We start from the raw sequence: 19,497 nt of genomic DNA, 5'->3' as shown, positions 1-19,497 counted from the left end.
CAACGCTTACACCGGTACGCCTGCAAAGGGGTACCGGTTATCGCTACTACCATATGCGGCAGCTTGCCGATGCTTTTTTAGGCATACTACGGCAGTCGTAGAACTCTCGGTTGCCCCTCTCATGCCCCGTATATTTCTCGCCCTTGCATTGTTCTGTCTGCTTGGCCCGGCCGTGGCGGACGAACGCGCCGATGCTCGTAAGCAGATTGAAGCAGCCCGCAAGGACGTGGCAGAGCTTCAGAAACTGCTCAAGCAGATCGAACAGGAAAAATCGACGGTTCAGCAGCAGCTGAAAACCACAGAAAGCGAGATGGGCGAACTGGAGAAGCAGGTCGACTCATTGCAGCAGGAAATCGATCGCAGCGAGGCCGAACTGGATCGGCTCAATGATGAAAAAACGACCCTGGAAGGTGCGCGCCTCGAACAGCAGCGACTGATCGGCATCCAGGCCCGCGCGGCCTATCAGAGCGGCCGCCAGGAGTACCTCAAGCTGCTGCTCAACCAGCAGAATCCGGAAAAATTCAGCCGCACCCTTACCTACTACGATTACCTGAGTAAGGCTCGCTTCGAGCAGCTTGAAAGCTTCAACGAAACGCTGCGTCAACTCGCCAGTGTCGAGGCCGGGATCGAGAAGCAGCAGGCAACCCTGGCCGAACAGCAAGACGGTTTGCAGGAACGGCGCGCGCAACTGGCAGAAGTCCGCAAGGAGCGTCAACTGGCCCTGGCCAAACTTGATCAGGACATCTCCAGTCGCGACCAGAAACTCAAGGCACGTAAACAGGAGCAAGCGCAGCTGGAACGCGTGCTGAGAACCATTGAGGAAACCCTGGCGCGTCAGGAGCGAGAAGCGGAACAGCAGCGCCAGCGAGCACTCGCTGCGGCACGACAAGAGCAGGCACGCCAGCAGCAGGCTGGACGCAGTTCGCCGACCGCCCCCTCAGGGCCCGCGGTCTCATCTGCCGGCGGTAATTTCGGAGGGCCGTTTGCCAAGGCCAAGGGCAAGCTGCCCTGGCCGGTGGATGGAAATTTGGTCGCGCGTTACGGCACTCCACGCGGTGGTGATGCTCGAACCAAGTGGGATGGCGTGCTGATCGGTGCCAGCGTTGGCAGCCAGGTTCATGCTGTTCATGGCGGTCGCGTGGTGTTTGCTGACTGGTTGCGTGGCGCCGGTCTACTCGTCATCCTCGACCACGGCAATGGCTATCTTAGTCTCTACGGACACAACCAGAGCCTTCTGCGTGACGCAGGAGATATCGTCAAGGCTGGCGACCCGATCGCCACCGTAGGAACCAGTGGCGGACAGGAAACTGCCGCACTGTATTTCGCCATTCGCCAACAGGGTCGCCCAAGCGACCCTGCGCAATGGTGTCGTGCGCAGGGATGAGCCGAACCGGCTGTTAGCGCACCCCTCACAACTGGAGTCAGACATGCTGCACCTGTGCCGTTTCGCCCAACCCTCCACGCTCGCCCTTGCCGTCATGCTGGGGTTTCACAGCGGTGTCTGGGCCCAGCAACCGCCGGTAGAAGCGGCAGCGGAGACCATCGAAGTGCAGGCACCGGGCCAGAAGGCACCGTTGCCACTTGAAGAGCTGCGTACGTTCGTCGAAGTGCTGGATCGGATCAAGGCAGCCTATGTCGAGCCAGTCGACGACAAGACCCTGCTGGAAAACGCGATCAAGGGCATGCTCAGCAATCTCGACCCGCACTCCGCATACCTCGAACCCGAAGCGTTTGCCGATCTGCAGGAGAGTACCAGCGGTGAGTTCGGCGGCCTCGGTATCGAGGTTGGCATCGAGGATGGGTTCATCAAGGTCGTCTCCCCCATCGACGACACGCCCGCGTCCAAAGCCGGCATCGAGGCCGGTGACCTGATCGTCAAGATCGACGGCAAGCCGACCAAGGGCATGTCGATGATGGATGCGGTCGGCATGATGCGTGGCAAGCCCGGCAGCGAGATATCCCTGTCTTTGGTGCGGGAAGGGGGTAAGCCGTTCTCCGTCAAGCTGGCGCGCGCGGTGATCAAGGTCAACAGCGTCAAGAGCCAACTGCTGGAGTCCGGCTACGGCTACCTGCGAGTAACCCAGTTCCAGATCAACACCGGCGAGGAAGTCGGCAAGGCGCTGGCTCGGCTGCGCAAGGAAAACGGCGATCCGCTCAAGGGTCTGGTGTTGGATCTACGTAACAACCCGGGCGGCGTATTGCAAGCTGCGGTCGAGGTTTCCGACCATTTCCTCAAGGATGGTCTGATCGTCTACACCGAAGGCCGAATCGCCAATTCCGAGCTGCGCTTCAATGCCAGCCAGGCTGACGCAAGTGAAGGCGTTCCGCTGGTCGTGCTGATCAATGGCGGTAGCGCCTCGGCATCTGAAATCGTCGCTGGCGCCCTTCAGGATCATAAGCGCGGTGTCGTAATGGGCACCGACAGTTTCGGCAAAGGCTCGGTGCAAACGGTGTTGCCGCTGAATAATGACCGAGCCCTGAAGCTCACTACGGCGCTCTATTACACGCCCAACGGCCGCTCCATTCAGGCTCAGGGCATAGAGCCCGATATCGAAGTCACCCGCGCCAAACTGACCCGCGAGAAGGTTGCCGAAGGCGTTCGTGAAGCGGATCTGGCCGGTCATTTGGGCAACGGCAACGGTGGTCCGGACCGGCCAACTGGCAGCGCCGCCGGCAGCGGCTCGCCACGTCCGCAAGACGACGACTATCAGCTTGGCCAAGCGCTGAACCTGCTTAAGGGGCTGAACCTCACGCGCGGTCAATAACAGGTGCGCCGACTTGCCCTTTGGCTGTTGGCCGCCCTGTTACCTCAACTCGATGTTGCGGCGCCACCAGACGTTTCTAATGGGGACGCAATATCGACTTGGATTATTGGCGAAGAAAGATCCGATAGCTTATCGGCAATGCCCAAGTTGGCGTTGGTGATCGACGACCTGGGCGCAAACCCGGCTAGAGACGACCGCGTGCTTGGTCTGCCTGGCCCCGTCGCCGTTGCGATTCTTCCGGACACGCGCCACGCCACGAGCCTGGCCGAGCGGGCATTCGACGCCGGTAAGACCGTGATGCTGCACTTGCCAATGGCGCCGGCCACCGGGCCTTATGCCTGGCATCCAGGGCTCAGCCAGGAGCAACTCCACCAACGCTTGATACAGGCGCTGGCTAAAGTCCCGCATGCCGAAGGTGTGAACAATCACATGGGCAGCCAGATGACAGACCATCGGCAGTCCATGCTGGCATTGATGACCGAATTGCAGGCCCGCCATCTGTTCTTCCTCGATAGCCGCACCAGCCCTCGCACGGTTGCGGCAGCGACTGCGCAACAGATTCAGCTGGCCAGTCTTTCCCGGGACATTTTTCTCGACGACGACCCCTCCCCCGCCGCTGTCGCCGCGCAGTTTCAAGCAGCCATCGAGCTGGCCCGAAGACAAGGTTCAGTTGTCATCATTGGCCACCCGCATACAAGCACCTTGGCGCTTCTCGAGCGGGAACTTCCGCGCCTGCGGGCTCAAGGTATCGACTGGGTCGACATCGGACAGATGATTGCTACACGAGGCAACCGGGCAATGGCGGCGCATGGCCCTCTCGGTATATATCGCTGACCCAATGACTCAGAGATAGCGGCGCAGAATAGCGTCTATGGAACCGTCGCCCTTCATGTCATTGAGTGCCTGTTGCAGCCGGCTCACCACTTCGTCGGGCGTATCCTTGTTCAGCGCCAGGAACAACTGCGCATCGTTGAAACGAAGCACCGTCGTCAGGCCGCTAACGCCTTCCTGCTTCGCCAGATAGGGACCTACCGGATCAGTGGTGGCCCACATATCGATCTGCCCCTTCAGCAGCTTGCCGACGTTTTCCTGGTCACGCAGGGAATTGAGCGGCTCGAACCCCTTGCTCTCGAGGTGCTGGCTGACGGCGTCATCTTTATATGCGCCGATCCGATATGGCTTCGCCTGCTCGAGCGAACTCAGCCGCAGCGAACTGCCAGCCGGGGCCAGCAATACCCACCCCGTACTCGCCAGCGGGCCGACCCACTTGAATAGCGGCTCGCGCTCGGGCGTGTAAGTTGTCGAGAAAAGCCCCTGGTTCGGATGATCAAGAACCTGGTTATAGATTCGCTCCCAGGGAAAGCGCAGCGTCAGCTCATAGTTGATCCCGGCACGCTTGAATATCTCGCGAACGATGTCTGCGTTGATGCCGCTGATGTTGCGGTCCGCCGCATAGTTCTTGCCGTCTGCCGCCATGTTGAAGGGCGGGAAATTCTCGGTCAGCAGAACCATCTTATAATCGTCCGGCAATGCGCCCCTGGCCGATGCGGCCAAAAAAGTCAGCAGCACGGCCGCCAGAACTCGTTTCATCGATCACCCCCTGTCAACAAGCATAAGGGCAGCTAACCGCCCCGACCCAAGGTGCCTAGCAGATGGCACTTTAATACTTGTAGCAAGTTATGAACCAGACGCACTGCATCCTAGGGTTATTGAGACACACCGCACAGAAAAAACATGTCGTCTAGCCATTGCGCAGCTATCGAGATGCACGGCTGTCACGTTGCGGCCGAAAACGAGGGCTGATAGAAGAGGTATAAACGATAAAACGCATCAGTACGGGGCGTTTTCAAGGTTGTACTAGGGAATCGACAACCTGCTAACGCATAACAATGCCGCAGCTCGCCATATACGCCTTCGCTTCGGGGACGGTGTATTCGCCGAAATGAAAGATGCTGGCAGCCAGCACGGCATCGGCTTTGCCTTCCAGGATGCCATCGGCCAGGTGCTGCAGATTGCCAACACCGCCAGAGGCGATCACCGGAATGTGCACGGCCTCGCTGATGGCGCGGGTTACACCAAGGTCGTAGCCGCTCTTGACGCCGTCCTGATCCATGCTGGTCAAGAGGATTTCGCCTGCGCCTAGCGCTTCCATCTTTTGCGCCCAGAGCACTGCATCCAGCCCGGTGGGCTTGCGTCCGCCATGGGTAAAGATTTCCCAACGTGGCGTCTCGCCCGGTTTGGATACGCGCTTGGCGTCGATGGCTACAACAATGCACTGCGAGCCAAACCGCTCGGCAGCCTCACCGACAAACTCGGGCGTGAACACCGCAGCAGTATTGATCGAGACCTTGTCGGCACCTGCGTTGAGCAGATTGCGGATGTCCTGCACCGAGCGCACACCACCGCCGACAGTCAGCGGGATGAACACTTGGCTCGCCATGCGTTCGACCGTATGCAGTGTGGTATCACGGTTATCGACGCTGGCAGTGATATCGAGAAAGGTAATTTCGTCGGCGCCCTGCTCGTCATAGCGGCGGGCGATCTCTACCGGGTCGCCGGCGTCGCGGATGTTCTCGAACTGGACGCCCTTGACCACGCGGCCATTGTCCACGTCGAGGCAGGGAATGATGCGTTTGGCCAGGGCCATGGTTGATCTCTCTCGTTGGGTGTACAACCGCGCAGCGTTGTCCACCGGTTCACGCCGAATGCACGGTGGACAACCAAAGCGTTGTCCACCCTACGGCTTATTCGTCCTTGTACTTCAGGTCGCACAGCGCCTGCGCCTCGGCGACATCGAGCGTACCCTCGTAGATTGCACGACCGGTAATGGCGCCGACGATGCCACGGGTATTGGTATCGAGCAGCTTCTGGATGTCGCCGATATTGTGAATCCCGCCAGAGGCGATCACCGGGATGCGGCTGGCGTTGGCCAGCGCGACGGTGGCCTCGACGTTGCAGCCCTGCATCATGCCGTCCTTGGCGATGTCCGTGTAGACGATCGCCGAGACGCCATCAGCCTCGAAGCGGCGTGCCAGATCCACGGCTTGCACGCTGGAAACTTCTGCCCAACCATCGGTAGCGACGAAGCCATCCTTTGCATCCAGCCCGACGATCACCTTGCCCGGAAATGCCCGACAGGCCTGACCGACGAACTCCGGCTGCTTGACCGCCTTGGTACCGATGATCACGTAGCTGACGCCAGCGCGGACATAATGCTCGATAGTTTCCAGCGAGCGGATGCCGCCTCCGATCTGGATCGGCAGGTCAGGGTAACGCTTGGCGATCGCTGTAACGACTTCACCATTGACCGGCTGGCCTTCGAAGGCGCCGTTGAGATCGACCAGATGCAGGCGACGGCAACCGGCCTCGACCCATTTGGCGGCCATGGCTACCGGGTCGTCGGAAAAGACGGTGGCGTCATCCATCAATCCCTGACGCAGACGCACGCATGCGCCATCCTTGAGATCGATTGCGGGAATAATCAGCATGGCTTGAACCTGTTCAAATCGGGTGTCAGTTAAGGTCAGCTCTTCTCGAGCGCCCACAAGTCGCTCTCGATGCTCTTGAACCTTTCTTTCAGGTGTGTCTGCACGTCGAAGATCGCCTTGTTGTAGTACAGCGGAGCAATTTCACGGGCGAACAGATCGAGCACTTCCTGCGCCTCGAACGATCCCAGCTCCAGTTCGAAACGGTCTTCCAGAAAGCGCTTGATGATTTGCTGCGCGGCCTGCTCCTGGGCGGAATCCAGCGTCAGGACAGGAGCCTTGAGCGTGGCTTTGCTCATTACCAGCGGCCGTCCCAGGCGGCAAAGTTCTGCAGCAGCTGCAACCCGTGGGTATGACTCTTCTCGGGATGGAACTGCACGGCGAAGCGAGAGCCATCAGCCAGTGCGGCGGCAAAATCCCGACCGTAGTGGCCGCGACCGACGACCTGCCGCGGATTGCCGGCCTCGACGCAGTAGCTGTGGACGAAATAGAACCGACCATCAGCGGGAATGTTATGCCAAAGCGGATGGCTGACGGCCTGCTCCACATGGTTCCAGCCCATGTGAGGCACTTTCAGGCGTGCGCCATCTTCCTCAAGATCCTTGCCGAAGAAGCGAACCTGGCCAGGGAACAAGCCGATGCAATCGACACCGCCGTTCTCTTCGCTGCGCTCCATCAACGCTTGCATACCGACACAGACTCCCAGGAACGGTCGATCGACGCTGACTTCACGCACCAGCTCATCGAAACCCAGGCGACGGATCTCGGCCATGCAATCGCGAATCGCACCCACACCGGGGAACACCACGCGATCAGCCTCGCGAATCACCTGCGCATCGCTGGTGATCAGCACACGGCCCGCACCAACGTGTTCGAGCGCCTTGGCGACCGAATGCAGGTTGCCCATGCCGTAGTCGATGACTGCAACGGTCTGCATTACAGGCAACCCTTGGTCGATGGCATCTGACCGGCCATGCGCTCGTCCAGCGTAACCGCCATGCGCAGCGCGCGGCCGAAGGCCTTGAACACGGTTTCGATTTGATGATGGGTGTTGTGTCCACGCAGGTTGTCGATATGCAGAGTGACCAAGGCGTGATTGACGAAGCCCTGAAAGAATTCCTGGAACAGATCGACATCGAAGCCGCCAACAGTGGCGCGGGTATAGGGAACGTGCATCTGCAGTCCGGGGCGACCGGAGAAATCGATCACCACGCGCGACAGCGCTTCATCCAGAGGCACGTAGGAATGCCCGTAACGGGTCATGCCTTTTTTGTCACCAACGGCCTTGGCAAAAGCCTGGCCCAGGGTGATACCGACGTCTTCGACAGTATGGTGATCGTCGATATGCAGATCACCCTGGCACTCGATATCCAGATCGATCAAGCCGTGACGGGCGATCTGGTCGAGCATGTGCTCGAGAAAAGGCACGCCGATGGCGAAGCGGCTGTTGCCAGTGCCGTCCAGATTAATGGTGGCCTTGACCTGGGTTTCCAGGGTGTTGCGCTCTACGCAAGCCGTACGTTCGGACATCCACAGCTCCGCTGATCGATGGGCGAAAAAGAGGCGCATTATAGGCCCAAACCCACCAGCGGGGATATGCGGCCGGCGACCTGACCGCTCGTTTAGCCGACCGCGCGGGTAGCGCATGGAAAGAATGACGCCCGACAGGGCAACATCCACTCGAGCATCGCACTGTCGTGCGCCGGTAAGCTGGCACGGTTATGCTTCCAGCACCCCACCAGCGCGCCAGGTCATCATGCCCGTATCAGTTGAAACCCTAACCGAGCCCAGCCAGCAGGACCGTATCGACCTGGCGAAAATCTTTGCCGACGCTCCCACATGGCTTTTCGCGCCGCACGCGGACGCTGCCGCTCTGATCGAGGCAGGGCTGGCCGATCACTGCCTGATCGCCGGCCGCTTCAATGATCGCCTGCTTGGCGCCGCCGTGCTGCACCGCGGTGCGCAGTACTGGCGTCTTTCGCACCTATGCGTACGTAAAGTCACGCGCGGGCGTGGGGTAGGCAGGCGAATCCTGGACGAGAGCCAGCGCCTGGCCAGCGAAGCCGGAATGGAGCTTCATCTAGCGGCGCCCCATGACCATCTCGAGGCCCAGGCTCTGGCGGCACGCGTCCATCTGCCGCTTGAATCTATCTAGCCATTTTCGCGCCTGCGTTGGTGCAGCCCCAAGCAGGAACCGAAACGCAGCTAGCCACTCCAACGCCAGCCACGGCGCGTGACGCTATACTCGCTGCTTTTGCAATTGCCAAACACAAAGGACCTGTCCATGAAAGCGCTCGGAAAGATCCTGGGCCTGGTAATCCTCGGGTTGCTGCTCCTCATCGTTGGACTGGGCTTCGCCCTGACGCACCTGTTCGATCCCAATGACTACAAGGACGAGATCCGCGCGCTTGCTCGCGAAAAAGCCGGGCTCGAGCTGAACATCGGTGGCGACATCGGGTGGAGTCTGTTTCCCTGGCTTGGCCTTGAACTGCACGACACCACACTGGCCAGCGTGCGTACCCCCGATCAACCCTTCGCCGACCTGCGCATGCTTGGTCTCTCGGTCCGGGTGCTGCCGTTGCTGAGCCGCGAAGTACAAATGAGCGACATCACGCTCAACGGCCTGAACTTGACGCTCGCACGCGATGAAAACGGGCGTACCAATTGGGAAGATGTAGGGCGGCCAGCCGCTAGCGAAACGCAGCCAGGCGGGCCGCAGCCCACTGAACCGGCTGCGACGGCTGCGCAACAGGAACCCGATAACGTCAGACGCCCGCTTCAACTTGATATCGATAGCCTGACCATCAGCGATGCGCGGGTGGCCTATCACGACGCTCAAAGTGGCCAACAGTTCAGCGCTGAAGGTATAGATCTCACCACAGGCGCCATTCGCGAAGCCGCCTCGATCCCAGTCAAGCTGAACGCCTTTTTTGGCAGCAACAAGCCGGTGATGCGGGCCCGCACCGAACTGCAAGGGGCGCTGCGTTTCGATACCCAGCTGCAACGCTATCAGCTCGAAGACCTTCGCCTCAGTGGTGAAGCTTCCGGAGAACCGCTGCAAGGCAAGACGCTGACATTCAGCGCACAGGGGCAACTACTGGCCGACTTTGCCGCGGACATCGCCGAGTGGACGAGTCTCAAATTTACCGCCAACCAGATGCGCGGCCTTGGTGAAGTGAAGGTTCGCGACCTGCAGGATCAGCCGAAGATTACCGGCACCCTGTCTATAGCCGAGTTCAACCTGCGGGAGTTTCTCGAAAGTATCGGGCAGCAACTACCAGCGATGGCTGACAACACCGCCCTGAGCAAGGCCGAACTGGTCACCCGCCTGGCTGGTACGTCGAACAGCCTGACCCTCGAAGAACTCGATCTCAAACTGGACGGCAGCACCTTTACCGGCCAGATCGGCCTCAGCGATTTCGCCAAACAAGCTCTGCACGCGGACCTCAAAGGCGACAGGCTGAATCTCGACCGCTACCTGCCACCGCCTGGCACGGAAGACTCCGCCAGCGCCGCGCGGGAGAACGAGGTGCAGGCGACCAGAACTGCCGTGCTGGGTGCCGGCACCACCCCGCTACCAGACAAGCCAACCCAGCACGCCTGGAGCAGCGATTCCATTCTCCCAATCCAAGCACTACGCGCCCTGAATACGCGCCTGAATGTGAACATCAACAGCCTCACCGCAATGAAGCTGCCAGTCGACAATTTCACCCTCAAAGCGCGGTCCGCAGGCGGCCTTCTTACGCTGGAGCAATTGCGCGGCGGCCTCTATAACGGACGCATGGACGCCTCTGCCAGCCTCGATGTAAGGCCTCAGATACCGCTGCTGACTGCCCGGACCCACCTGGCTCACGTGCCGATCGAAAGCTTGCTGAAAAGCCAGGACGAGCAGATTGTCATCAAGGGCCTGCTCAACCTCGACGCCGATCTGCGCACTCAGGGCGACAGCCAGCAGGCCTGGATCGACAACCTCAACGGCAAGATCGGCTTTATTATCGACAACGGCATTCTGGTTGACGCCAATCTTGAACAACAACTCTGCCGAGCCATTGCCACGCTCAACCGCAAGCCTCTAGGCAGCGAGCCGCGCGGCAAGGACACCCCGTTCCGTGAACTTAAAGGCAATCTCACGCTGCGCAATGGTGTGGCCACCAATCCAGACATGAAGGCCAGCATCCCCGGCTTGACGGTGAACGGCAATGGCGACGTCGACCTGCGGGTATTGGGCATGGATTACAACGTCGGCATCGTCATCGAAGGCGACAAGGGTGAGATGCCCGACCCGGCTTGCTCGGTGAATGAGCGTTACGTCGGCATCGAGTGGCCGCTGCGCTGCCGCGGGCCGCTGGAACTGGGCGCCAAAGCCTGCCGCTTCGACAATGACCGCCTCGGCAAGATCGCCGCCCGCCTCGCTGGTGAGAAGCTCAACGAGACCATCGAAGAGAAGCTGGGCGACAAGGTCAGCCCCGAACTGAAAGATGCGCTGAAGGGCTTGTTCAACCGATGATTGCCCAAGCGTTCAGCGACCAGCGGTTCGCAGAGGCTGTGCTTGAGTGGTACGACCGGCACGGCCGCAAGGACCTTCCATGGCAGCAGCGCATCACGCCATACCGGGTCTGGGTGTCGGAAATCATGCTTCAGCAGACACAAGTCAGCACCGTGCTGGGTTATTTCGACCGATTCATGGATGCGCTGCCCACGGTCGAGGCGCTGGCCGGCGCAGACGAGGATGAAGTCCTGCACCTCTGGACCGGGCTCGGCTACTACAGCCGCGCGCGCAATCTGCACAAGACCGCCAAACTCATCGTCACCACGCACGGCGGCGAGTTTCCACGCGATGTGAAACAATTGGCCGAACTACCCGGCATCGGACGATCCACCGCCGGCGCCATTGCCAGTCTCAGCATGGGCCTGCGGGCACCGATCCTGGACGGCAACGTCAAGCGCGTCCTGGCACGCTATGTCGCTCAGCAGGGCTACCCTGGCGAACCGAAGGTCGCCACGCAGTTATGGGAGGTGGCTGAGCGCCTCACCCCGCAGCAGCGCGTCAACCACTACACCCAGGCGATGATGGATCTCGGCGCTACGCTCTGCACGCGCAGCAAACCCAGCTGCCTGCTCTGCCCGCTGAAGGATGGCTGTCGCGCCCATCTGCTGGGCCGAGAAACCGAGTTTCCCGTACCCAAGCCCCGCAAGGCATTGCCGCAGAAGTGCACCCTGATGCCGTTGTTGGCCAATCCCGACGGCGCCATCCTGCTGTACCGTCGCCCTTCGACGGGGCTGTGGGGCGGGCTCTGGAGCCTGCCGGAACTGGACGATCTTTCGGCGCTCGACCCGCTCGCCGAACGCCACGCTCTGCAGCTCCAGGAGCGCCGCGAACTACCAGGACTGACCCATACCTTCAGCCATTTCCAGCTGGCTATCGAGCCCTGGCTGATCCGGGTACAGACCGAAGTCGGTGCCGTGGCCGAGACCGACTGGCTCTGGTATAACCTCGCCACCCCGCCGCGACTGGGGCTTGCTGCCCCGGTGAAGACGCTGCTAAAGCGCGCCGCCGCCGAATTGAACGCAGGAGAGATGTCATGACCCGCACCGTGAACTGCCGCAAGTACAAAGAAGAATTGCCTGGCCTGGATCGCCCGCCGTATCCAGGCGCCAAAGGCGAAGACATCTACAACAACGTCTCGAAAAAGGCCTGGGATGATTGGCAGAAGCATCAGACCATGCTGATCAACGAGCGCCGACTGAACATGATGAATGCTGACGACCGTAAATTCTTGCAAACAGAAATGGACAAGTTCCTTTCCGGCGAAGAGTACGCCCAGGCCGAAGGCTACGTGCCGCCGAGCGAGTGATGCATCCGCATGCCTTGGCGCAGCGAGAACACGCGTCGAGGTGAGCAGCTGTGGCTGGACCGTAAACCGCTGGCACCTGTCGCTAAATGCCCGTTCTACCTAAATATTTTCAATCCTGCGCTTGACAGGCAAAAGCCAAATCCGTCTAATAGCGCCCCGTTGCCCAGGTAGCTCAGTCGGTAGAGCAGGGGATTGAAAATCCCCGTGTCGGCGGTTCGATTCCGTCCCTGGGCACCATTGATACCGAACAAAAAGGCTCACCATCTGGTGGGCCTTTTTGCTTTCCGGGCTACCGCCTACGCCGAGTGGGGCCATTCTTGATCCGATCCCGGCTGCAGTAAGCACCGATAATGCACCCGGCCTCTAAGCTTAGCGCGCATTCATGCCGGCTCGACGGGCCGCGCTTGTTCATCAAAGCCACCTCGAATAGACTCGGCCGCATGCAACGCCATGTCCGTCTTTTCATTTTCCTGCTACTGAGCCTGGTGCTTCCCATAAACGGAATGGCGCAGATGCTGCTGCCTGTCGGTCAGGGCGGGATGATGAGCCATGAGTCGCAAGCCGAAGCATCCAGCCTTATGCATGCCGGGATGGGCATGCAGGGTGACGAATGTTTCGATCACGAGCAGCCCGGCAAAGGCGTGGTCTGCAAATCCGGCCAGGAATGCAAGACCAACAGCTTGCTACAGCTATCGCTCGGCAAGCCACTAACGCTGCCGCTCAGCCAACCTGTACTTATTCATCGCGACGACACTGCCCCTGCCCTGATACCGGACGCCGTCTGGCACCCACCCCGCGCCTGATTCCCGTTCTTCCCTGACCCGCTTCGTGCGCTAGCCCGTGCGAAGTGGCATCGCGTGCCTTTCGGCTCGCCTGGACGACACTGGAATCCAAAACATGAAACCCCTACGCCCTCAGGCGCGCCATTCCATGGTCGCGCTGGCGATCACGCTGGCCGTGCCTAACGTAGCCAGCGCGCTGACTCTGGACGAGACGCTGCGTCTCGCCGAACAACAGGCGCCGGCCTTGCAGGCTCAGGCAGCCAATACCGAGGCCGCCCGTCAGGCAGCCATCCCCGCCGGCGAGCTGCCGGACCCCAGGCTTAGCCTGGGTATACGCAACCTGCCAATCGAAGGCGATCCGGCCTGGCGCATGGATGCCGAAGGCATGACCATGCAAACCGTCGGCTTGATGCAAGACGTGCCTAACCGCGCAAAGCGTCGGGCCAGAACTGAGGCGGCAGATGCGGGTATCGAACTGGCTCTAACCCAAGAGCAGCTATCGCGCCTGGAAGTGCGCCGCCAAGCGGCCGAAGCCTGGATCGCTGCTCGCTCGGTCGATGAAAAGCTCGATCTGTTCAAAACGCTCTATGACGAGAACCGCCTGTTTGGACGAGCCGTGCAGGCGCGCATTGCTGGCGGTGCCGGCGGCGCGGCCGATAGTGTGCTGCCTAAACAAGAAGCCGCGTTGCTTGCCGAGCAGGAAGACCAGTTGCAACGCAACCGTCAGGTTGCTCGCGCCGCCCTGCGCCGCTGGATTGGCGAAGCCGCCGAGCAGCCGCTGACCGGTCAGCTGCCGTCCTGGTCCGACGAGGCCGCCTACTACCAGAACCACCTCCAGCATCACCCTTCGCTCACGGCTTACGGACCGCTGGCCCGCCAAGCCGAGGCGCGATTGCAAGAGGCCGTAGCCGACAGGCGACCGGATTGGGCCTGGGGCGTCGAGTACGGGCGGCGGGAAGCCTATGGCGACATGGTCAGCTTCAATGTCAGCTTTGATCTGCCGGTCTTCGCCAGCTCACGCCAGACCCCGCGCATCGCTGCCCAAAGGGCGCGCCTAAGCCAGGTCGAGGCCGAGCGAGAGGCTGCCTTGCGCATGCACAACGAAGCGCTGGCTGCCGACCTTGCCGAGCTGGAGCGACTGCAACGCACCCTGACGCGCCTCGATTCGACGCTGGTCCCGCTGGCAGAGGAAAAGGTCCGGCTGGCGATGGCGGACTACCGAGGCGGTCGCGGCAGCCTGACGACTGTTGTCGAGGCCCGCGAGGCGCTGCTGGACACCCGCCTTCGCCGCATCGACGTGGCCCGCGACCGCGCGCTTGCCAACGCCCGCCTGCATTTTGCCTTTGGAGCCGAATAATGAATTTCCGACTCAAGCGCCTGGCCTTGCTGTTCAGCCTTCCGGTGTTGCTTAGCGCCACCGAAATCATCGGCCTGGGCGCCCTCTCCGCCCACGCCGCCCAGCCAGATACTGAAGGCCGTGCGGTGCTCTACTGGTACGACCCCATGTACCCGCAGCAAAGGTTCGACAAGCCCGGCAAGTCGCCCTTCATGGATATGGATCTGGTACCGCGTTATGCCGACGAAGGCGGCGATTCGGCCAGCGTCAGCATCGACCCAGGCATCGCCCAGAATCTCGGCATGCGCCTGGCCACCGCCCGCAGAGAAGCCTTCGACGACTCGGTAGAGGCCGTCGGCGCGCTGGCTTTCAACGGCCGCGACGTGGCGCTGGTGCAGGCGCGCAGCGGCGGTTTCGTCGAGCGGGTCTACGACCGAGCCCCGGAAGATGTAATCGAGAAAGGTGCGCCGCTCGCCGATCTGCTGGTGCCCGAGTGGGGCGCTGTCCAGGCCGAATACCTCGCGCTGCGCGACCTTGGCGAGCCGGAACTGCTGGCTGCCGCCCGCCAACGCCTGCGTCTGGCTGGCATCCCGGCCGAGCTGATCACCCGCCTGGAGAAAACAGGCCAGTCGCAGATTACCTGGACCGTCACCAGCCCCATCGGCGGCGTGCTGCAAACGCTGGAGGTGCGCGAGGGCATGACCCTGCCCGCCGGCGCCACCCTCGCTCGGGTCAATGGGCTGGACAAGGTCTGGCTGGAGGTCGCGGTGCCGGAAGCTCAGGCTGCCGGTCTCGGCCCGAACCAACCGGTCGCGGCGAGACTGCCGGCGTTCCCCGGCGAATCTCTGGAGGGACATATTCAGGCGGTACTTCCCCAGGCGGATCTCGCCAGCCGCACCGTGCGCGTGCGGGTCGAACTCTCTAATCCTGATCTGCGCCTGCGTCCGGGCATGACGGCTGAGGTCAGTCTGGCGCGAGACAGCCAGCCGGCGCTGGTGATCCCCACTGAAGCGGTTATTCGCACCGGCAAGCGCAGTCTGGTGATGTTGGCCGAGGACAACGGTCGCTACCGACCCGTGGAGATCCGCACCGGTCGCGAAACCGGGGAGGTGACCGAAGTACTGGCGGGCCTGGAAGAAGGCCAGCAGGTGGTCGCCTCCGGCCAGTTCCTGCTCGATTCCGAAGCCAGCCTGCGCGGCATCGCCGTCCGGGAACCAGGCGAGCCGTCCCTGCCTCAGGGCCCGGCCTTGCATGAAGCCGAAGGGACCATCGTCGAGATCGACGGCGACATGGTCGGGCTGTCTCATGGTCCATTCAAGACCCTCGGCATGCCTGGAATGACCATGCCCTTTCCTGTATCGGACGTGGCGATGCTGGACGGTTTCGAGGCGGGTGATCGGGTGCGCGTAGGCGTCTCCCAGACCGACGAGGGGCTGTTCATCGAACGCATGGAAAAGCTCAATAAGGGCGCCGGTCACGGGGAGCATCAGCCATGATCGCTGCCGTCATCCGCTGGTCGGTGGCCAACCGCTTCCTGGTCATTCTGGCGACCCTGTTCGCGGTGGCCTGGGGCGTCTGGTCGGTCAAGAACAGTCCCATCGACGCCCTGCCGGACCTGTCCGACGTGCAGGTGATCATCCGCACGCCCTACGCTGGCCAGGCACCGCAGATCGTCGAGAACCAGGTCACCTACCCGCTGGCCACCACCATGCTCTCAGTGCCGGGCGCGAAGACCGTGCGCGGCTATTCGTTCTTCGGCGATAGCTACGTCTACGTGCTGTTCGAGGACGGCACAGACCTCTACTGGGCGCGCTCGCGAGTGTTGGAATACCTGAGCCAGGTACAGAGCCGCCTGCCCGCAGGGGCCACGCCGGCGCTCGGCCCGGACGCCACGGGCGTCGGCTGGATCTACCAGTACGCGCTGGTCGACCGCACCGGCCAGCACGACCTGGCCCAGCTGCGCTCGTTGCAGGACTGGTTCCTGCGCTACGAGCTGAAAACCCTGCCCAACGTCGCCGAAGTGGCGCCCATTGGCGGCATGGTCAAGCAGTACCAGGTGGTGCTGGATCCGGTTCGCATGGCCAGCCGCGGGATAACCCAGCAGCAGGTGGCGCAGGCCATCGACGCCGCCAACCGGGAAACCGGGGGCAGCGTGCTGGAGCTGGCCGAGGCCGAGTTCATGGTGCGTGCCTCGGGCTACCTGCAATCACTCAAGGACTTCAGGCAAATCCCGTTGAAGCTGGAGGCCAACGGCACCCCAGTGACCTTGGGCGACATCGCCACCATCCAGCTCGGCCCGGAAATGCGCCGGGGCATTGCCGAGCTGGACGGCGAGGGCGAGGTGGTCGGCGGTGTAGTGATCCTGCGCAGCGGCAAGAATGCTCGCGAGACCATCGCCGCGGTGCAGACACGCCTGGACGAGCTGAAGAAGAGCCTGCCCGAGGGCGTGGAGATCGTCACTACCTACGACCGCAGCCAGCTAATCGACCGGGCGGTGAAGAACCTGAGCTTCAAGCTGTTGGAAGAGTTCATCGTGGTGGCGCTGGTCTGCGCGGTGTTCCTCTGGCACCTGCGCTCGTCGCTGGTAGCTATCGTCTCGCTGCCGGTCGGCATCCTGGTCGCCTTCATCATCATGCAGAAGCAGGGAGTGAACGCGAACATCATGTCCCTCGGCGGGATCGCCATCGCCATCGGTGCCATGGTCGATGCTGCGGTGGTAATGATCGAGAACGCCCACAAGCACATCGAGCACTGGCGCGAGAAGCATCCGGAGCAGGAGCTCAAGGGCGCTGCGCACTGGAAGGTGATCACCGAGGCGGCGGTGGAGGTCGGCCCGGCGCTGTTCTTCAGCCTGTTGATCATTACCCTATCGTTCATCCCGGTGTTCACCCTTGAGGCTCAGGAAGGCCGGCTGTTCGGCCCGCTGGCCTTCACCAAGACCTACGCCATGGCCGCCGCCGCGGCGCTGTCGGTGACCCTGGTGCCGGTGCTGATGGGCTTCTGGATTCGCGGCAAGATCCCCGACGAGGCGAAGAACCCACTCAATCGCGGGCTGATCCGGATCTACCGCCCCGCGTTGGACGCGGTATTGAAGTGGCCGAAAACGACGCTGGTGGTCGCGCTGGCGATCTTCCTTACCGGGTTCTATCCGGTGAGCAAGCTGGGGGGCGAATTCCTGCCGCCGCTGGATGAGGGTGACCTGCTGTACATGCCCACCGCCCTGCCTGGCCTCTCGGCGCAACAGGCCAGTGCGCTGCTGCAGCGCACCGACAGGCTGATCAAATCGGTGCCGGAAGTCGAACGTGTCTTCGGCAAGGCCGGTCGCGCCGACAGCGCCACCGACCCGGCGCCAATGGTGATGTTCGAGACCACCATCCAGTTCAAGCCCAAGGATCAGTGGCGCGAGGGCATGACCCAGGAAAAGCTGATCGAGGAACTGGACCGCGCGGTGCAGGTGCCGGGCCTGGCCAATCTCTGGATCCCGCCGATCCGCAACCGCATCGACATGCTCGCCACAGGCATCAAGAGCCCCATCGGGGTGAAGGTTGCCGGCAGCGACTTGGCGCAGATCGACAAGGCCACCGCCGAAGTCGAGCGCATCGCCAAGGAGATTCCTGGCGTCAGCTCGGCGCTGGCTGAACGCATGACCGGTGGACGCTACATCGACGTGGACATCAACCGCGCGGCAGCGGCCCGCTATGGATTGAATATCGCTGAAGTGCAGGCCGTCGTCTCCGGCGCCATCGGCGGGGCCAAGGTGGGCGAGACGGTGGAGGGCCTGGCCCGCTACCCGATCAATCTGCGCTACGGCCGTGAATGGCGCGACTCGATCAGCGATCTGCGCGGGCTGCCGATCTATACGCCGCAGGGTAGCCAGATCACCCTCGGCACCGTGGCAGAGGTCCGCGTGGCTGACGGTCCGCCGATGCTGAGAAGCGAGAACGCCCGACTCTCCGGCTGGGTATACATCGACGTACGTGGGCGTGATATCGCCTCGGTGGTCGGCGACCTGCGCCGAGCCATCGATATCGGGCTCGAGCTGCCGGCGGGAATGAGCCTCGCCTACTCCGGTCAGTTCGAGTTCATGGAGCGGGCCAACCAGCGCTTGAAACTGGTGGTACCGGCCACGCTGGCGATCATCTTCGTGCTGCTCTACCTGACCTTCGGCCGCTTCTCCGAGGCCGCGCTGATCATGGCTACCCTGCCTTTCGCCCTAACCGGCGGGGTCTGGTTCCTCTGGCTGCTCGGCTACAACCTCTCGGTCGCCACCGGGGTGGGCTTCATCGCACTCGCCGGCGTGGCCGCCGAGTTCGGCGTAATCATGCTGCTGTACTTGAAGAATGCCTGGCAGGACAAGCGGATCGCTGGACACTTCGGCGAGCTGGCTCTGCGCGACGCCATCCAGTACGGCGCGGTTCAGCGCGTGCGCCCGAAGGCCATGACGGTTGCAGTGATCATCGCCGGCCTGCTGCCCATCCTCTGGGGCAGCGGCACCGGCAGCGAGATCATGAGCCGCATCGCCGCCCCCATGGTTGGCGGCATGATTACCGCACCGCTGTTGTCCCTGTTCGTCCTGCCAGCTGCGTATCTATCGATGCGCCGCCGTCAGTCCCTGGCCGTCGAGGCCGCCCCCACCTCTGTAACCACCGAAACGGGAGTCACTCCATGAAAAACCTTATCAGCACCTTCGCCATCCTCGCCCTGGTTCCGGCCGCCTATGCTGCGGACATGAAGCAGATGGAAGGCATGCATATGGACCATAAAGGCATGAAGGACATGCCAAAGCATCAACATCAGGCGGCACAGACCGCCAGTGCCACTGGCACGGTAAAGAGCGTCAATGCCGAAAAAGGCACCATCACCATTTCTCATGGCCCGGTCACGGAGCTGAATTGGCCGGCCATGGTTATGGGGTTCGCAGCCACTCCGGAGCAGATTGCCCAGATCGATGCAGGTGACGATATCGCGTTCACATTCGTTTCCAAGGACAACAAATACCGGATCGAGTCAATCGAAAAGCGTTGAAAGGACCGGCACGAGAAACTAGCAAAGCACCCTGAGGTGGTTAGGTCATTACCGAAGCCAGCCCTTCGGCCAGGGCGATCGCTCTCCGGTCCACTCCACGCGATGCATTGGCTGGAGAAAAATTAGGGAGCCCGAAATTCCGAACGGCAACGCGCCGTTCGGAACGCCCTTTCGCTAGCTGACGATGAATTTCGCATCCTCCCGATCACTGGCCTTCACCGCAGCCATCACAACATCTCTGGAAAAAGG

The 19,497-nt window shown here is 61.8% G+C and carries 18 protein-coding genes and 1 tRNA gene; 13 read left to right on the top strand and 6 right to left on the bottom strand.

Annotated elements, in window-relative coordinates:
* The first annotated feature begins 121 nt into the window (after nucleotides 1-121).
* From JQR87_RS01145 to JQR87_RS01135, 3 genes are all read left to right on the top strand, one after another.
* A complete protein-coding gene (locus tag JQR87_RS01145) occupies nucleotides 122-1,384 on the top strand; it encodes a murein hydrolase activator EnvC family protein (protein ID WP_407293452.1) in 1,263 nt (420 codons plus the stop codon).
* A 43-nt stretch (nucleotides 1,385-1,427) separates the two neighbouring features.
* Nucleotides 1,428-2,765 (top strand): S41 family peptidase, encoded by a 1,338-nt coding sequence (locus tag JQR87_RS01140; RefSeq protein WP_407293455.1) that lies wholly within the window; start codon nucleotides 1,428-1,430, stop codon nucleotides 2,763-2,765.
* A gap of 90 nt (nucleotides 2,766-2,855) precedes the next feature.
* Nucleotides 2,856-3,599, top strand: a complete 744-nt coding sequence (locus JQR87_RS01135) for a divergent polysaccharide deacetylase family protein (protein WP_407297864.1) — start codon at nucleotides 2,856-2,858, stop codon at nucleotides 3,597-3,599.
* A 9-nt stretch (nucleotides 3,600-3,608) separates the two neighbouring features.
* On the opposite strand, the gene JQR87_RS01130 is transcribed toward JQR87_RS01135, so the two are convergent.
* The 6 genes from JQR87_RS01130 to hisB form a co-directional block, all read right to left on the bottom strand.
* Nucleotides 3,609-4,355: a substrate-binding periplasmic protein gene (locus JQR87_RS01130; RefSeq protein ID WP_407293456.1), complete on the bottom strand. Its 747-nt coding sequence runs from the start codon at nucleotides 4,353-4,355 to the stop codon at nucleotides 3,609-3,611.
* Between the two features lie 286 nt (nucleotides 4,356-4,641).
* Nucleotides 4,642-5,412, bottom strand: coding sequence for an imidazole glycerol phosphate synthase subunit HisF (hisF, locus tag JQR87_RS01125; RefSeq protein WP_407293458.1), 771 nt, complete (start codon nucleotides 5,410-5,412; stop codon nucleotides 4,642-4,644).
* Nucleotides 5,413-5,509: 97 nt separating this feature from the next.
* Nucleotides 5,510-6,253: a 1-(5-phosphoribosyl)-5-[(5-phosphoribosylamino)methylideneamino]imidazole-4-carboxamide isomerase gene (gene hisA, locus JQR87_RS01120; protein ID WP_407293460.1), complete on the bottom strand. Its 744-nt coding sequence runs from the start codon at nucleotides 6,251-6,253 to the stop codon at nucleotides 5,510-5,512.
* 35 nt (nucleotides 6,254-6,288) lie between these two features.
* Entirely contained in the window at nucleotides 6,289-6,549 is a 261-nt protein-coding gene (locus tag JQR87_RS01115; protein WP_407293463.1) for a DUF2164 domain-containing protein, read from the bottom strand.
* Nucleotides 6,549-7,187: an imidazole glycerol phosphate synthase subunit HisH gene (gene hisH / locus JQR87_RS01110; protein WP_407293466.1), complete on the bottom strand. Its 639-nt coding sequence runs from the start codon at nucleotides 7,185-7,187 to the stop codon at nucleotides 6,549-6,551. Before hisH ends, JQR87_RS01115 begins: the two co-directional genes overlap by 1 nt.
* Nucleotides 7,187-7,780 (bottom strand): imidazoleglycerol-phosphate dehydratase HisB, encoded by a 594-nt coding sequence (gene hisB, locus JQR87_RS01105; protein WP_407293469.1) that lies wholly within the window; start codon nucleotides 7,778-7,780, stop codon nucleotides 7,187-7,189. Before hisB ends, hisH begins: the two co-directional genes overlap by 1 nt.
* Nucleotides 7,781-8,006: 226 nt before the next feature.
* On the opposite strand from hisB, the gene panM reads away from it, so the two are divergent.
* From panM to JQR87_RS01055, 10 genes are all read left to right on the top strand, one after another.
* The gene (gene panM / locus JQR87_RS01100) at nucleotides 8,007-8,405 is read left to right on the top strand and encodes an aspartate 1-decarboxylase autocleavage activator PanM (protein ID WP_407293472.1); all 399 of its coding nucleotides are present in this window, start codon (nucleotides 8,007-8,009) and stop codon (nucleotides 8,403-8,405) included.
* A 129-nt stretch (nucleotides 8,406-8,534) separates the two neighbouring features.
* Nucleotides 8,535-10,757 (top strand): AsmA family protein, encoded by a 2,223-nt coding sequence (locus tag JQR87_RS01095; RefSeq protein ID WP_407293474.1) that lies wholly within the window; start codon nucleotides 8,535-8,537, stop codon nucleotides 10,755-10,757.
* Entirely contained in the window at nucleotides 10,754-11,836 is a 1,083-nt protein-coding gene (mutY, locus tag JQR87_RS01090; RefSeq protein WP_407293476.1) for an A/G-specific adenine glycosylase, read from the top strand. Before JQR87_RS01095 ends, mutY begins: the two co-directional genes overlap by 4 nt.
* Nucleotides 11,833-12,105, top strand: coding sequence for an oxidative damage protection protein (locus JQR87_RS01085; protein ID WP_407293479.1), 273 nt, complete (start codon nucleotides 11,833-11,835; stop codon nucleotides 12,103-12,105). Before mutY ends, JQR87_RS01085 begins: the two co-directional genes overlap by 4 nt.
* Before the next feature lie 161 nt (nucleotides 12,106-12,266).
* A tRNA-Phe gene (locus tag JQR87_RS01080) sits at nucleotides 12,267-12,342 on the top strand.
* A gap of 203 nt (nucleotides 12,343-12,545) precedes the next feature.
* The gene (locus JQR87_RS01075; RefSeq protein ID WP_407293481.1) at nucleotides 12,546-12,908 is read left to right on the top strand and encodes a hypothetical protein; all 363 of its coding nucleotides are present in this window, start codon (nucleotides 12,546-12,548) and stop codon (nucleotides 12,906-12,908) included.
* Nucleotides 12,909-13,002: 94 nt separating this feature from the next.
* Entirely contained in the window at nucleotides 13,003-14,244 is a 1,242-nt protein-coding gene (locus JQR87_RS01070) for a TolC family protein (protein ID WP_407293483.1), read from the top strand.
* Nucleotides 14,244-15,719, top strand: coding sequence for an efflux RND transporter periplasmic adaptor subunit (locus tag JQR87_RS01065; RefSeq protein ID WP_407293486.1), 1,476 nt, complete (start codon nucleotides 14,244-14,246; stop codon nucleotides 15,717-15,719). Before JQR87_RS01070 ends, JQR87_RS01065 begins: the two co-directional genes overlap by 1 nt.
* The gene (locus tag JQR87_RS01060; protein WP_407293488.1) at nucleotides 15,716-18,892 is read left to right on the top strand and encodes an efflux RND transporter permease subunit; all 3,177 of its coding nucleotides are present in this window, start codon (nucleotides 15,716-15,718) and stop codon (nucleotides 18,890-18,892) included. Before JQR87_RS01065 ends, JQR87_RS01060 begins: the two co-directional genes overlap by 4 nt.
* The gene (locus tag JQR87_RS01055; RefSeq protein ID WP_407293490.1) at nucleotides 18,889-19,248 is read left to right on the top strand and encodes a copper-binding protein; all 360 of its coding nucleotides are present in this window, start codon (nucleotides 18,889-18,891) and stop codon (nucleotides 19,246-19,248) included. The genes JQR87_RS01060 and JQR87_RS01055 overlap by 4 nt, the downstream gene beginning before the upstream one ends.
* Nucleotides 19,249-19,497 lie beyond the last annotated feature (249 nt).

The organism is Stutzerimonas stutzeri (assembly GCF_051028275.1).
In the GTDB taxonomy this organism is placed as follows: Bacteria; Pseudomonadota; Gammaproteobacteria; order Pseudomonadales; family Pseudomonadaceae; genus Stutzerimonas; species Stutzerimonas stutzeri_AS.
This window is presented reverse-complemented; position numbering and strand designations above follow the sequence as displayed.